We start from the raw sequence: 14,493 nt of genomic DNA, 5'->3' as shown, positions 1-14,493 counted from the left end.
CGGTTCTACTCTGGAATATTTTTCCTCACCTGATCAAATAAAAGATTAGGGAGGAATCTTTTTATATAGATAGCCGCTACTTCCTGGAAACCGCCAATATAAATTTCCTTTTTATCATTTGCCACGGCTTTCAAAATGCGTTGGGCACATTCGTCGGCAGGTATGCCATTCTCTTGATTAGAATCCATTTTGCCAAATTTTCCACCGGATTCATTCAAGGCATTCACTGAAATGTTCGTACGGATGTATCCCGGGCAAATGGTGGTAACTTTAATGTTGTCTGGATATCCCTCGGCTCGCAATGAGTCAAAAAAACCATGAAGCGCATGTTTTGCAGCATTGTAGCCAGACCGCATAATCGTCCCGATCTTGCCAGCTACGCTGCTCATGACAATAAAATGCCCACTTTTTTGCTGCATCATATAAGGTAACACGGCCTTGGTAAGGGCTACGGTACTGAAAAAATCTACATTCATTAATTGCTGGTAAACTTCCAAGCTGGTATCCCTGATATATGAACGCTGACTTACGCCAGCGTTGTGAACCATGATATCGATTCGCTCGAACCGGGAAATGACCTGTGTAGCCGCACTTTCCGCATTTTCAAATTCAGTAACATCCATGGGCAGGATGAGGACTGATCCGTCTGGCAAGCCGGTTGATTTTTTTACTCTTTCGAGCTCGTCCTGGCGCCTGGCAGTGAGCACCAGTTTCGCCCCTTCTTTTGCAAATGCCATCGCCAATGCTTCCCCAATGCCCGAAGAGGCACCAGTGATCCAGACTACCTTATCTTTGAAATTCTCCATGTTTGTTTAGATAGCCGGTACTGCAACAGAAAAGCTGAACTCGACCAATTCATTTCCAATATTTAAAGAAGCATTCATTCCAATTCCCATTGCTCGATTATCACCGACATGTCCGACTGGGAAATTGTAGCAAACCGGATAGTCGAATTCCTGGACATGTTCCTGAATGATTTCATAGGAATCTTTTCCAAATGTCGGATGCTTATTGTCTTTCATATCTGTAAACTGGCCAATGATCAGCCCCGCAAGGTTTGATAATTTGCCAGCCCTTTTTAACTGGATCATCATGCGGTCGAGGTTATACAGATATTCATTAATGTCTTCGATGAAGAGAATCTTGCCGTCCGTATCGATTTCGGTAGCTGATCCAATTAAATGTGCCACAAGGCATAGGTTACCACCAACAAGTTCGGCTTGCGCAATGCCTGGGCGGTTGAAATCGTGAGCAGGGAAAGAATAAGATGGCATTTCACCAAAGAGAATTTGCCGCAACGATTCTGCGGCGTTCTCTGCGCCGTCCGTCGTAATCGATTTCGCCATAGGCGCGTGCAGGCTTGCATAGCCAAGATTGTACAGTTGCGAAAGCAGGACGGTCAGGTCACTGAAACCGATAATCCATTTGGGCGACTTAATAAATTGATCAAAATTGAGACTATCGACGATTCGTGAGCAGCCATAACCACCGCGTGCCGCGATGACTGCCTTGATCGAAGGGTCATCCAGCATTTCCTGCATATCGGCAAGGCGGATATGGTCAGGTGCAGAAAATTGATGAAAAGAGCTTTTCAGGGTGGAACCTTCCACTACTTCAAGTCCCCACTTTTTGAAAAGCGCAATACCTGGCAGAACATCTTCGTATTTAATCACACTGGCCGGCGCCACAATCCCAATTTTATCGCCAGGTTTCAAAAATGGGGGCAGCTTAATGTCATTCATTTTAATCAGATAAAAATCACTTCCTCGACCAGATTGCTATTCATTTCCCGGTTGATGAGTTCAATAATTTTTGACTTGGCGCGGAACAGTTCGTTGCGCAATGGAGCGGATTCAATTTGGAGAAAAAGCGTCCTGTCTTTGATGAACACTTTCTTGGTTCGGGTGGCGATGGCCGTACCCATGATCTTGTCCCAGTGTGCTACTACATACGACTGGTCAAACCGGTTTCGCAGCCGATATTTGTCCAGCATTTGATCTATGGCATCTTTCAACGGTGTAACGCCAGGCCGTCTCGAAGCTTTTTCTTTATCAAATCTGTATTGCTGCGCCATATTTTTGTGGAGGTGAATGATACAAGATAGCTACTTTTTCAACAATTCCTGATAAACCACGTCCATGATTGCAGTGCGTATATTCAGCGTCGATATCCTCGGATTTTCCCTGGTAGGATACACCCTATTGGATAAGAAAACATAATTGAGCTTCCATGCGGGGTCGGCCCAGGTCATAATTCCTGTGTAGCCTGTGTGCCCAAAACTAGATGGACTGGCGTATTTCGGAGCATTGCCGGAATATTTAAAAGTTGGCTTATCAAACCCAATCCCACGGCGGCTACCCATTTCGGGATACTGGTAGCGGGTGAATTCAATGAGTGCATCTTTGCTTAATAATTGCTCGCCGCCATAATATCCTTGCTGTAAATACATTTGCCACACCTTCATCACGTCATTGGCGTCCCCGAACAAACCTGCGTGCCCGCTCAATCCCCCAAGCATGGCAGCCGCCTCGTCGTGAACCTGACCATGCAGCTGCGTCATCCTGAAAAAAGTGTCCTTCTCAGTAGGCACAATGTCTTCCAGCTTGTAAAATCTTTTCGGATTGAATGTCAGCGTATTCGCTCCTAACTTATGATAGTAATGGTTTTTGAGATAGTCTTCGAAATTTTCCCCACTCAGGCTTTTGACAATTTGCGGATAAAGAATGAATGATAAATCGCTATACACATAACCGTCCTTCTCATTCAATGGAGAATTACGGATTGCTTTAAAGATCGTTTGATCATAATTTCTGAAAATAAAGAGGCTGTCGCCAACAACAGATGTCGGATATCTCTTAGATTCTTTCGTACTGAAAGTCTTCTTTTTCCAGCTTCCGTCCGGATTTTGAGCTTCTTTCCATAAAACGATAAAAGCCTTCAAACGGGCGCTATGCGTTAAAACCCTTCTCCATTCAAGGTCAGCCTTATTTGATTTTGCAAAATCGGGGAGATAATCTTTCATGGTAGCGTCCAGATCAAACTTTTTCTGGTCCCACAGGCTCATCAATGCCAATGTGGATGCGGTAATCTTGGTTACCGAAGCCAGATCGTACAAATCGGTCAGCTTTACGGGCGCCGCACCTTCATAAGTATGTTTTCCATAAGCCTTTCTGAAAAATACCTTTCCATCCTTTGCGAGCTGTACCACACAACCAGGTGTTGCCTTTTGCGTCAGTGCGACGTTAGCAATGGAGTCAATCTTATAGGTGATGATTTTAGAATCCATTCCTAGTTCTTCCGGAATCGTATATTTCAGCCGGCCCAGGGAAGGTGTTTCAATGCCTGCATTGTAAGGGAATTGGTCATTTACCGTAACAGGCAATTTTCCTTTTGCTGGAATTGCGCCAAAAATCAATTGGGCCGAAATATCCTGGGTATATGCCGTTAGCTGATACGACATCACCAATGCTTTCGCATTTTCCGCTTTTGAGATCTTATTCAATGCATAAGGATTGCCGAAAATGGAAACCACCGCCTTATTGGTCGCTATCAAATCCTGTAAAACAGCATTCATCTGATCAGTCAAACCGTAATTGGTCCTCGGTGAAATGCTGCCCAGGTGCACACCGACCAAAAGCAGGTTAAATTCTTTCAGCTGCGATTTCAGCGCAGTAATTTGCTCATCCGTCGGTTTTGTAGGGATCTGAAAATGTTTGATTGTTGTATATAATTCAAGTGTTTTTTGAAAAGTTGTGATCGTATCGACACCAATGGATACGGAGGCGATTTTTAAGGTATCCAACGCCCGCAGCGGCAAAAGAGAATTTTCGTTTTTGAGGACTGTTAGGGCTTTTTCGGTTAAAAGACGGTTCATTAGCTCCGCGGATTTCGGGTTAAGGTCCTGGTAAAGGTTATTCAGGTCAACCGGTTTGTAATGATTTAGTCCTGCCCAGGCTTTGGCGTGCAGGATTTTTTTGCAACGATAATCGATTTCAGCTTGTGTAATTTTTCCTTCCGTAATGCTTTTTTTGATCTCCGCAATGGATTTATTAACATCTTCTGTAAATTCCAAAACATCCATTCCGGCTTCCAGGCCCATCGCGTCCGCTTTACCATCGGGGAAATATTTGGTAACCCCTTTCATATTCATCGCGTCGGAATAAATTAATCCTTCGAAACCCAGCTTGGTCCTCAAAACGTTGGTAACGATCGGTTTGGAAAGCGTTGAAGGGAGATTTGCCGTACTATCCAATGCTGGAATGCTCAAATGCGCGATCATTATGCCGCTGATGCCATTGTTGATCAATGCTTTGAAAGGATACATTTCAAGCGAATCGATGCGCGTGGTGTTATGGGCAATCAATGGAAGGTCGTAATGCGAGTCGGTTCCGGTATCACCGTGTCCGGGAAAATGTTTGGCGCTGGTAAGCAGGCCATTGTCCTGCATTCCCTTCATATATGCCACAGCCTTATCTGCAACCATATATTTATTTTCTCCAAATGAACGGAAGCTGATTACAGGATTATTGGGATTGTTGTTTACGTCAGCTACCGGGGCGAAGTTAATGTGCATTCCGAGCCGTTTCGCTTGCCTGGCAAGCTGCGCACCCATCTCATAGATCAAATCATTGCTTCCCTGAATTGCACCAAGCGTCATCTGGTACGGATATCTGACGGTACTATCAATCCGCATTGCCAGCCCGAATTCTGCATCCATGGCTACCAGCAACGGGACTTTGGAAATCGATTGGTAATGGTTTGTAAGGTTTGCCTGGGGTACCGGTCCGCCCTGAAAAAATACGATCCCGCCAATTTTGTTTTCCCTGATCAGCTTTTCAACCATCGCGGGGTTACTCGCTTTCGGGTCAATCAAAGCTCTTTTTACATCTGAAACAGCCGGAATCATAATTAATTGCGCAATGCGTTCGTCCGGAGTTAACGTTGCAAAAACGGAATCAACCCATTGCTGGTTTTTGTGCAGGAAGCTGGGAGAAGTATTTTGGGCAATTGAGGTATTTGAAACAAAAAGGGAAAAAGAGAGAAGTGTCAGAAGGGTATGTTTCATTTGTCTTAAAAAGCTAGTCTTTATTAATGTTAATTTCATTCACTCTAGTCAATACTTCTATGATCAGATCCGGACTGAACCATACTCCAACGTCTTCTATAGTGTTTTTAAAATCGGTTTGACTTCTTTAATGAGATTCTGACGCTTAGCTTCTATAAGTGTTCCTAGAATTCCGGTAATTTTAACACCCATTTTGGAAGCAATCATCCTTCCCTTTTTCTCATCAATCAACAGAACATCAGCATTTAGTTCTCTCGCCAACATTATCGCCTCGGCTTCTCCAAGGTCTAATATTGACGAAAGTTCATTTAGCAACGGGGTTTTAGTAACCTTGATAACTTCAATCCAGTCATTTGATAACTGATCAAGGTATCGCTTGTCAAGTTTATTAAGTTCGAAGAATACTTCGTTTGGAATTACTATTCTTTTGTAGAGTTTTTGAAGAATAAACAGGCTCTCTGCTTGTATTAAGCCACTGATAACAGACGTGTCACTAACTACAATCACTGAAATAAGCCAGCTAATGTCTCTAAATCAGAGTTCAGATCCTCTTTGGTAAACGGTGATGAAATCCGTCTTCTGCCGAGTTCCTGCTGAAATTTAACTGAACCCATCCCAGTCATTCTTCCTCCCTGGCCGACTGTTAATTTTTCTTGCTTATACAATTGTACGGCAAGTTCAATTCTCAGTTCCTCCGGACTCAGGCCCGTACTTTGTACGATTTGATCATCAAGCTCTAAAAGCATGGTTGGGAAATTAGGTGTCTTGTAAAGATAAGCATAGAAATCAGTTTTGCCATTAAACCCCAAATTCTTAAAATATCAGCCCTAGCAACAGCCCGGCGATGATAATTACGTAAGAAGGGATCTTGGCGAATGTTAAAAGGAGCAGGGTAATAATTACAGTAAGCAGAGGCTGTATATCATTCATCATGGGTTGAAAAAGCGATATGGCTGCCGCAATGGTAAGTCCGCAGCTTGCGGCGTGGATGCCTTCGAGGGAAGCGCGGATACCGCGGTACTTTTTGAGCTGGTCCCAAAATGGATAGGCAAAAAAGATGAAAAATGTACCGGGCAGGAATATCCCGGCAGTTGCCACGAACCCTCCTACAATCTGTCCGAGCCAGCCGTGTGATTGCAGCGACACACTTCCGACAAACGTCGCAATAGAAAATACAGGCCCGGGCACGACTTGTGTAAGAGCCATTCCTGCCAGAAACTCCTGGTCTGTCAGGTAATGTTTAAACTCTACAAACTCATTATAAAGGAGGGGTATCAGTACCTGGCCACCGCCAAAAACCAGGCTGCCATTCCTGTAAAAGTTCTCAAAAAGCCTTACCGGCAGCGAGTTGGTAAGTTTACCAATGATGGCTGCCGCAATCAATACCGAAATCCAGAAGATTATAGGACGCCAGATGATTCTGATCGGGCCCTTTTCCATTTTCTCGTGCTTTTTGAAATTCAGCGACGCAGCAATTCCGCCTGAAATAATGAGTACCGGGGTCATATAGGGAGACGGGTACATATATGCCAGCATTGTTGAGATGATAAGGAATGTCCATCCTTGCGCATTATGGATCACTTTTCGGGCGATGGCATATGCGCCATACATCAGGAATGCGACGGCCATTGGACCGACAAACCGCGTGAATGACAGTGAAATGGAATGGCGTTCCAGATAATGAATACCTATCGCAGCCGCTGTCATCAAAAACATAGCAGGTATTGACCAAACGATCAGACTTAGGTAAGCGAGAGGCTGACCGCCGATTTTGAGACCAATAGCCGTCACCGTCTGCGTAGAACTCGGACCAGGCAATACCTGACAAAGCGCCTGCAGTTCGAGCAACTCTTCTTCGGTAATGTATCTCCGCTTTTTGACCAACCTCTCGATCATCATCATTAAATGTACCTGCGGGCCGCCAAATGCCGTCAATGACAGCAAGAGTATATCCATCAGATAAATGATGTAGCGAAACCGGCGAATGGGAGGAAAAGCCAAGTGTTCTTGAGGGTTATTTTTTCAATCCCAATTCTCGCAGACGTTCATCTAGAAATTCTCCGGCAGTCATATTGGTATACAGTTTGGGATGTTGCTGAGAAACGCAGCTTTCCAGACAAGTAAGGTCCATATCCGCGCGCGGGTGCATGAAAAATGGAATGGAATAACGGGAAGTGCCCATCTTTTCCCGCGGCGGGTTAACTACCCGATGGATGGTGGATTTCAATTTATGATTGGTGAGGCGGTCGAGCATATCGCCCACATTTACTACGATCTGGTCGGGTAATGCGGTGATCGCGATCCATTGTCCGTCTCTCCGCAACACTTCCAGCCCTTCCGCGCTGGCGCCCATTAATAAAGTAATGAGGTTAATGTCACCGTGCGCGGCAGCCCTCACGGCGCCTTCTGCAACCAGCTCTGGATTAGGAATTGGGAAGTAATGCAATGCGCGTAAGAGGCTGTCTCCATTTTTCACCCTATCCTCAAAATAGTCCTCAGGCAGATCAAGATAGATTGCAATGGCACGCAGAAGCGTTTTTCCGGCACTTTCGAATGTCCGGTACACTTCCAATGTATATTTTTCGAAGTCAGGTATTTCTGTCGGAAAAACGTTGGAGGGCATACTGCCGGTTGGTTCGGGCTGACCGATGTGGTAGAATTCTTTAAGATCAGCGACTTTGAAGCCTTTTGCGGTTTCCTTCCCTTTTCCGATATATCCCCTTTGCCCAAAAAGCTCCGGGAATTCGTATTGTTTTTTGATGATATCAGGCTCTGTGAAAAATTGGCGCACCGTATCATAAAGTTTGGCCCGAAGGTCATCGCTCAAACCATGATTCTTGATTGCGGCGAAGCCAATATTGGTAAATGCAGACCCCAGGTCGGCCACAAATTGCTGTTTTTGCTCGGCATTGCCGGATGTGAAGTCAGCCAGATCCAGCGAAGGGACCTGATCTAATAATGCTGGTTCCATATAATCCTTTTTTCTGCAAAGTATAAAACTATCCCGGTAGTTCTAGACTTGCAGACTTGGTAAGTCTTAAAGACTTGCCAAGTCTGCTCTCCGGTCCGGAGACCGGATAAAGCGCGAGCGTAGTCTTTAGACTACGCTCAACTTTGTCAACTTACTACTTGATATTCTTAATATAAGCGATCGTAACCGGTATCTGCTTCAGATAAGATGGACTTTCATCTTCAATGAAGTAGTGCTCAACCCCCACTTTTTTTGCGGCTTTCAAAATGGCGGGAATGTCAATCGAGCCGTTTCCAAGCGCTACGTCATTGGTCGTTGGCGTTCCGCCGGACAAATTTCCAACAACCCCTTTTTTAAGGTCTTTCAGGTGCATTAACTTCCAGCGGCCTGGATATTTCAGGAGCAACTTCGCAGGATCTTGTCCGGGAAACGCAGTCCATAGGATATCCATTTCGAAAGAAACGTAATCAGGATTAGTATTTTTTACGAGGTAGTCGAACAAGGTACCATCTTCATAAGGCTCGAATTCGTATCCATGGTTATGGTATGTGAAGGTAATGCCTGCATCTTTCAATTCTTTGCCCACTTTATTGAAGTCAGCCACAGCCTGTTTCGCCGTTGCCAGGTCGAATGCACCTTTGTGAGGGATCCAGGGTACCATCACATAGGTAGCGCCCAGGATTTTGCAATTCTTGATCGTTTCTTCGGTGCTTGCGGCGATCAATTTGTAATCGGCGCCAATGGAAATCATTTTAATGTCTCTCTTGTCAAGTTGCTTGCGAAGTTCCTCCGTTGTCATCCCTTTAATCGGCCCGCCTTCCAATTCCTTAATGCCCAGGGACTTAATTGTATCCAATGTAGCCTCTATTCCCTTGCCCCAACTGCCACGGAAAGTATATGCCTGCAAGCCTATGGGATTGGTGAATACAGGTTGTCCCTGCCCGAAGCCATTGAAAGACAACAGCACGCCGAGCGCGAAATACACCATCTTGTTTACTTTCTTCATTGTAAAAGAGTGTTAAAAATTTGGATAAAAGTTTTCAGCAAAAGCAGGAATTCCGGTAAAAACTACTGATGTCTGTTAATGAAGACGTATAGACATTGACGAACATTTTGACGATTCTACATCATGGAATCCAGCAACATTTAGGAAATCGATCTCAATGCGCCACCTTATTAATTGGCTGTGTAATTGTTTGATAATAAGGTTATAATCGTTTACTTAATGATGCTTTGATTGGCAAATTGGAAGATGCAGGCACTATACCGTAGGCTTCAAAAATGGAATTATAGAATATTATCAAGAATTTTTGCTCAGGTATTTAATAATATTTTTTAAAAAACAATTTGCCAATACATACTGCAGGCAGAAGGATGGCTCGGCGCAAGAACGAAACTGGAATTCTAAAACGAATAAAATTTTAATTATTATAATTTTAGCAAAATATTATACTGAATTAAAAACATATTAAAATTTAATATGTAACCCATTTTCCAATTAATCTACTCTTTGTATCGAATTGATATTTGAATACATTTGCTTAGAGGCAAGCCTCGATACCAACCTAACTATACTTACTGATGAAGAAAACTCTACTGCTCGGCACACTGCTGGTGTGCCTCTGCTCATCATTGCTATGGGCTCAAGAAAAAAGTGTTACTGGCACAGTCACCGCTGCCGAAGACGCGTCGCCAATCCCCGGGGTGAATGTCCTGGTGGCCGGAACCAACAACGGCGCGATCACGGACATTGACGGGAAGTACAGCATTACGGTGCCCGACAAGGGCAAGTTAATCTTCAGTTTCGTGGGCATGATCTCTCAGGAATTTGATCTGGGAAGTGAATCGGTCATCGATGTCAAACTGGTGTCGGATGCACGGATTTTGAGTGAAGTTGTGGTAACAGGTAGCGGCGTGGCTACCACCAAAGCTAAACTTGGCATTTCTGTTGAAACCATTTCTGGTAAAAACCTGCCACAAACGCCAAGCGCTTCGGTGGACCAGGCGCTGATCGGGAAAATCCCAGGTGCGCAGATTACCAGCGGAAACGGTACGCCGGGTGCTTCGGTCAACATTCTGTTGAGAGGTATTAACTCCGTAAACCGTGGTACCTCTCCTATGATCCTCATTGATGGTATTCAGATGGCGTCAACGGATCTGAATGCAATAGATCTCAACTCCATTGAGCGCATTGAAGTTGTTCAAGGCGCCGCTTCAGCTTCCATCTACGGGGCGCAGGGTGCAAACGGGGTTATTCAGCTTTTTACGAAAAGAGGTAAAAATGGCCAGTTGCTGATTGATTTTTCAACTGCAATCACCAATAATACCTATTTGAATGTCGGCGGAATGGCCAAGTCCGAATTTCATGGGTACAATACAGATGGCAGCAACAATATCATCGGTTCTTCGGGCAAACCGATTACTATTGATCCGCTTACTGGTCTATACTCAGAAAACGTGATCTGGAACAGTACCGATCCGTTGAACAAAACTGATAAGCCATACAATGCAAATCTTGCGTATCATGATCACTTCAAACAATTTTTCGTTCCTGCCAATACCTATAACAATAATGTTTCCATTTCGGGAGGCAGTGAGAAATTCGATTTCAGTGTTTCCGCATCTAATAACCATCAAAAATCAAACTTCCTGAACAATGGTATTAATGACCGGAGTAATCTGACGTCTAATATCGGAGTTCAGCTGGCAAAAGGGTTGAGGTTTCGGACAACAACACAATTGGTTTACACCAAAAACACGGTGAACGGTAACAATATCTACTCAATCTTCAACAGCCGCGCTTTCGTTGATTACGATTTTAAGTTACCCGACGGAAGCCCGATCAACAGGCTTGGAGATGCGGCCGGTGTGAACGGCAGCAACCCGATCTACGCCCAGTATTATTCGGATAGCGATGATAAAAGAGTTGACATTATCCAAAATTTCAGCCTAAACTATAAAGTCAATAAGTTTCTGGAACTGGATGCGAAGTATGGTTTGAATTACAACCGGGAGGATTACGTTTACACTGTTCAGAACCAATCCGATAACGCCAATTCTGTTGCAGCTTCGACCTGGGTCGGCTCGGCGATCAGTCCAGATAATACAGGTGGTATCGATAAATATACCTACGCGAGGACATTCCAGAATTTTCTGGGTACGGCGTTTATTTACACGAATTTTCAGGACGATTTCCACTGGAACATTCCAATTACGACATCTACGCAGTTATCCTTTGATTACCGCAATCAGAACGTTAAATTTTATGGAGCAGCTGCCGCAGGATTACCCAATTACACGCCATTTACAAGCACGCAGGGAACTTCCTTCAAGGTTGTCCAGGATTACACCGAGCCATTTATTACTTATGGATATTTGGTCAACCAAAAAATTGAATATGGTGAAATTTTTGGTGTAGCCGGAGGATTCAGGAGTGATTATTCTTCTGCATTCGGCGGGGGTTCAAAGCCGTTCACTTTTCCAAGAGGAGATGTTTATTTGAGAATGTCGTCATTTGATTTCTGGAAAGGCGGAGCGCTCGCTGAACGTGTTCCTGAATTTAAATTACGCGCTGCGTACGGAGAAGCAGGTATCCAGCCTAAACCTTTCGACCGCTACGTGACTTTAAGTACAAAGGTTTTAGGATCTAGCAATGCATTCTATTTTGACCCAAATCAAAACAACCCTGACTTGGGTGTGGAGGTTTCCAAAGAACTTGAAATTGGAACCGACATTACCTTTAATATAATGCCAGGCGGAAACTGGCTGAATGATGTCCGGCTGTCTGCTACATATTGGAAACGTACCACAGACAATGCAATATGGAGCATTGATGTCGCGCCAACTTCGGGTTCGGGAACATTGAAAACCAATGCTTTTTCATTGGGCTCTAATGGCTTGCAGGCTTCATTGAATGCGGCCATGTATAATAGCAAAGGTTTTAACTGGAATTTGACGACCAATTTCACGAAGCAAACATCTAAGATCAATTCGGTGGTTGGAGATCAGGAAATTGTTATTATTTCCAATGCGGGAAGTACCAATTACGTGCTTCGGAAGGATGAAAAGATCGGTCAGCTTTATGGTCATAAAATGATCCACAGCCTGGATGCCAAAAAACCTGATGGGACCCCATTTCTTACAGAAGCTGAAAAAGGCAACTATACGCTGGGAAGCAACGGATATGTGATAGATAAGGCTACGAAATTCCCTTACGTGACGCCGGATAAATACAGCTTTGGCGATCCTAATCCCAAGTTTAACCTGTCGTTTATCAATGATTTTACATTCAAGAACTATCTGAATTTTGGATTTCAATTGGATTGGATCCAGGGAAGTCATCTTTACAACCAAACCAAAGAATGGATGTACCGCGACGGTATCCATGCTGATTACTCGAAACCTTTTACGATTGATGGCGAAACGGGTGCATGGACCGCATTTTACAGAGGTGTATATGCAGCAGTTACCAGAAATGGTACCAAAGATTATTTTTATGAAGACGCTTCTTTCCTTCGTCTGAGAAATATTTCCCTTGGGTTGGATTTTGCAAAACTGACCAAGATTAAAGGTTTCAGGAAACTCCAATTGGTATTGTCCGGACGTAACCTGTTCACATTGACCAAATACACAGGAATGGATCCTGAAATTGTATCCGGTGCAAATAACTCAGCCTGGGACCGCGGAACCGACCACAGCAGTATGCCGAATTACAGGTCTTATCAGGTCTCGTTAAACTTCGGCTTCTAAAAATCACTCATTGTATTCTCAAAAGATCAAAATATGAAAAAATTTAAAATACTATCGATGTTGATGCTGCTGGGTTTTGTGCTTTCCTGCAAAGACCAGCTGGATGTCAAAAACCCCAATCAGCCAACAACCGGAAGCGCAAATTCAGAATCCGGGCTGATCAACCTGGCGCAGGGCGCTATTTATGTAAATGGTTTCCTGACCGTCAAGTATGGTGGTTTTTACGGCGGGTTTTTCGGAGATCCTGTGGGTTATCATGAAATTATGGGGGATAACGTAGGTGCAGAAGCGGCCAACCAGCGCCTGAATGAGATTGGGGTGGCCAATTACGTGATCCTCGATGACGGTACCAAAGTAATTAACCCCAATTCTCCAAAGTTGCAGATAGATATGCTCAGGCAGGTCAACATTAATGCGAATGCGAGTGATAATCCATTGTATTATGAGTGGGCTTATATGTACAGCCTGAACAGCGGCGCAAACAACGTTTTAGCGCTGGTCGATGAAACTGAATTTACAGGTGATGCCGAAAGCAAAAAGAACGCGCTAAAAGCCTGGGCCTATTGGTGGAAAGGTTACGCCTATGCCCGCATTGGATCAGTTTATTACGCTGGTATTATAAATGACGAGGCAGTTGGGACCAATAATAATTTCGTGACCAAGGAAGCTATTATCGCGGAATCCAATGCAAACTTCGATAAAGCGGCGGCAGCATTGGGCGCCGTTTCCAGTGTTGCTGATTACTCTGCCGTCATCGGCAAAATTATCCCTGCGTTTTTTCAGGTTGGAAAAGGCGGGATACTTACGCCGGATATGTGGAAGAGGAATATAAATTCCATGAAAGCGCGTAATCTCCTGGTGAACACCACCGTAAAAGCAATGACCCCGGCGCAATGGGCATCTATCATTGCACTTGCAAAAGACGGCGTTAACGCTACGGACTTTGTGCTCACAGCCAGGTCCAACGAAACCAGCGATTTTATTTCTGCTACTGGCAGCACGCCTTCAGCACTTACAGCCGGCACTACCAAGACCAGCAATTTCAAGGTCAGTGAACGCCTGATACAGGATTTCAAAGCGGGTGACAAAAGATTGGAGAACAATTTCGCGATTGAAACCAATCCATGGATTGGCAACAATGACCGTGGAAACATATTTAATACCCGTTACGGTCTGATCGACGGTGGTAAAGGCCTCGCAGGTGTGGTCGTTTTAGGAAACAAATCCGTGGGGGCTTATGAATTTTATATGGCTACTACCTACGAAGAAAACCAATTGACGCTGGCTGAGGCCCTCATTAATACAGGAGACATTGAGGGTGGCCTAAAAATCATTGATGGGATCCGGACGCTTCAAGGTGCCGGTCTCGCTGCTGTTGCCGGTAAGGGACTAGCATTAGCAGCTGCCAAAGAAGAATTGAGAAGTGAAAGAAGGGTTGTTTTACCTTTCCGTGGCCTTGCCTTTTACGATGCCAGACGCTGGGGCATCATTGATGATGTTGCCAGTGGCGGCGGCAGGGCTGGTGCTATTGTCGTTGATAAAGCGGGAGTGGTCAGCAAGAAAGCTACCATAAACTATAACTTCCTGGATTATTGGGATGTACCTGCCAATGAGCTTGCTTACAACAAGGCGAGCGAAGCAAGCGTACCGGTTCAGAATCCAAAAGGACTTTAAGCTAGGTTTGTAATTTTAAAAGACCGGGCCGGGA

The 14,493-nt window shown here is 44.5% G+C and carries 11 protein-coding genes; 2 read left to right on the top strand and 9 right to left on the bottom strand.

What is annotated here, in order from left to right:
• Nucleotides 1-5 precede the first annotated feature (5 nt).
• The 9 genes from FHS68_RS12020 to FHS68_RS11980 form a co-directional block, all read right to left on the bottom strand.
• Nucleotides 6-806, bottom strand: coding sequence for an SDR family oxidoreductase (locus tag FHS68_RS12020; RefSeq protein WP_167270281.1), 801 nt, complete (start codon nucleotides 804-806; stop codon nucleotides 6-8).
• A 6-nt stretch (nucleotides 807-812) separates the two neighbouring features.
• Nucleotides 813-1,742: a S66 peptidase family protein gene (locus tag FHS68_RS12015; protein WP_167270279.1), complete on the bottom strand. Its 930-nt coding sequence runs from the start codon at nucleotides 1,740-1,742 to the stop codon at nucleotides 813-815.
• Between the two features lie 5 nt (nucleotides 1,743-1,747).
• A complete protein-coding gene (locus FHS68_RS12010) occupies nucleotides 1,748-2,074 on the bottom strand; it encodes a DciA family protein (RefSeq protein ID WP_167270277.1) in 327 nt (108 codons plus the stop codon).
• 30 nt (nucleotides 2,075-2,104) lie between these two features.
• Nucleotides 2,105-5,065 carry a serine hydrolase domain-containing protein gene (locus tag FHS68_RS12005; RefSeq protein WP_167270275.1) on the bottom strand — a complete coding sequence of 987 codons (2,961 nt, stop codon included), beginning with the start codon at nucleotides 5,063-5,065 and terminating at the stop codon, nucleotides 2,105-2,107.
• A 96-nt stretch (nucleotides 5,066-5,161) separates the two neighbouring features.
• A complete protein-coding gene (locus FHS68_RS12000; RefSeq protein WP_167270273.1) occupies nucleotides 5,162-5,572 on the bottom strand; it encodes a PIN domain-containing protein in 411 nt (136 codons plus the stop codon).
• A complete protein-coding gene (locus FHS68_RS11995; RefSeq protein ID WP_167270271.1) occupies nucleotides 5,569-5,811 on the bottom strand; it encodes a UPF0175 family protein in 243 nt (80 codons plus the stop codon). The genes FHS68_RS12000 and FHS68_RS11995 overlap by 4 nt, the downstream gene beginning before the upstream one ends.
• Before the next feature lie 67 nt (nucleotides 5,812-5,878).
• Complete coding sequence (gene chrA, locus FHS68_RS11990) at nucleotides 5,879-7,021, bottom strand: chromate efflux transporter (protein ID WP_167270269.1); 1,143 nt, start codon at nucleotides 7,019-7,021, stop codon at nucleotides 5,879-5,881.
• 58 nt (nucleotides 7,022-7,079) lie between these two features.
• Nucleotides 7,080-8,036 carry an isopenicillin N synthase family dioxygenase gene (locus tag FHS68_RS11985; protein ID WP_167270268.1) on the bottom strand — a complete coding sequence of 319 codons (957 nt, stop codon included), beginning with the start codon at nucleotides 8,034-8,036 and terminating at the stop codon, nucleotides 7,080-7,082.
• A gap of 154 nt (nucleotides 8,037-8,190) precedes the next feature.
• Nucleotides 8,191-9,042, bottom strand: coding sequence for a sugar phosphate isomerase/epimerase family protein (locus tag FHS68_RS11980; RefSeq protein WP_167270266.1), 852 nt, complete (start codon nucleotides 9,040-9,042; stop codon nucleotides 8,191-8,193).
• Nucleotides 9,043-9,617: 575 nt separating this feature from the next.
• Here FHS68_RS11980 and FHS68_RS11975 point away from each other — a divergent pair.
• Together FHS68_RS11975 and FHS68_RS11970 are read left to right on the top strand one after the other, a co-directional pair.
• On the top strand, nucleotides 9,618-12,785 hold the full coding sequence (locus tag FHS68_RS11975; RefSeq protein ID WP_167270264.1) for a SusC/RagA family TonB-linked outer membrane protein: 3,168 nt from the start codon (nucleotides 9,618-9,620) through the stop codon (nucleotides 12,783-12,785).
• A gap of 33 nt (nucleotides 12,786-12,818) precedes the next feature.
• A complete protein-coding gene (locus FHS68_RS11970; protein ID WP_167270262.1) occupies nucleotides 12,819-14,459 on the top strand; it encodes a RagB/SusD family nutrient uptake outer membrane protein in 1,641 nt (546 codons plus the stop codon).
• The last annotated feature ends 34 nt before the right edge of the window (nucleotides 14,460-14,493 follow it).

It is taken from the genome of Dyadobacter arcticus, from assembly GCF_011762185.1.
Lineage (GTDB): Bacteria > Bacteroidota > Bacteroidia > Cytophagales > Spirosomataceae > Dyadobacter > Dyadobacter arcticus.
Note: the sequence above shows the minus strand (reverse complement) of the source record. Positions and strands in the feature narration are given on the sequence as shown.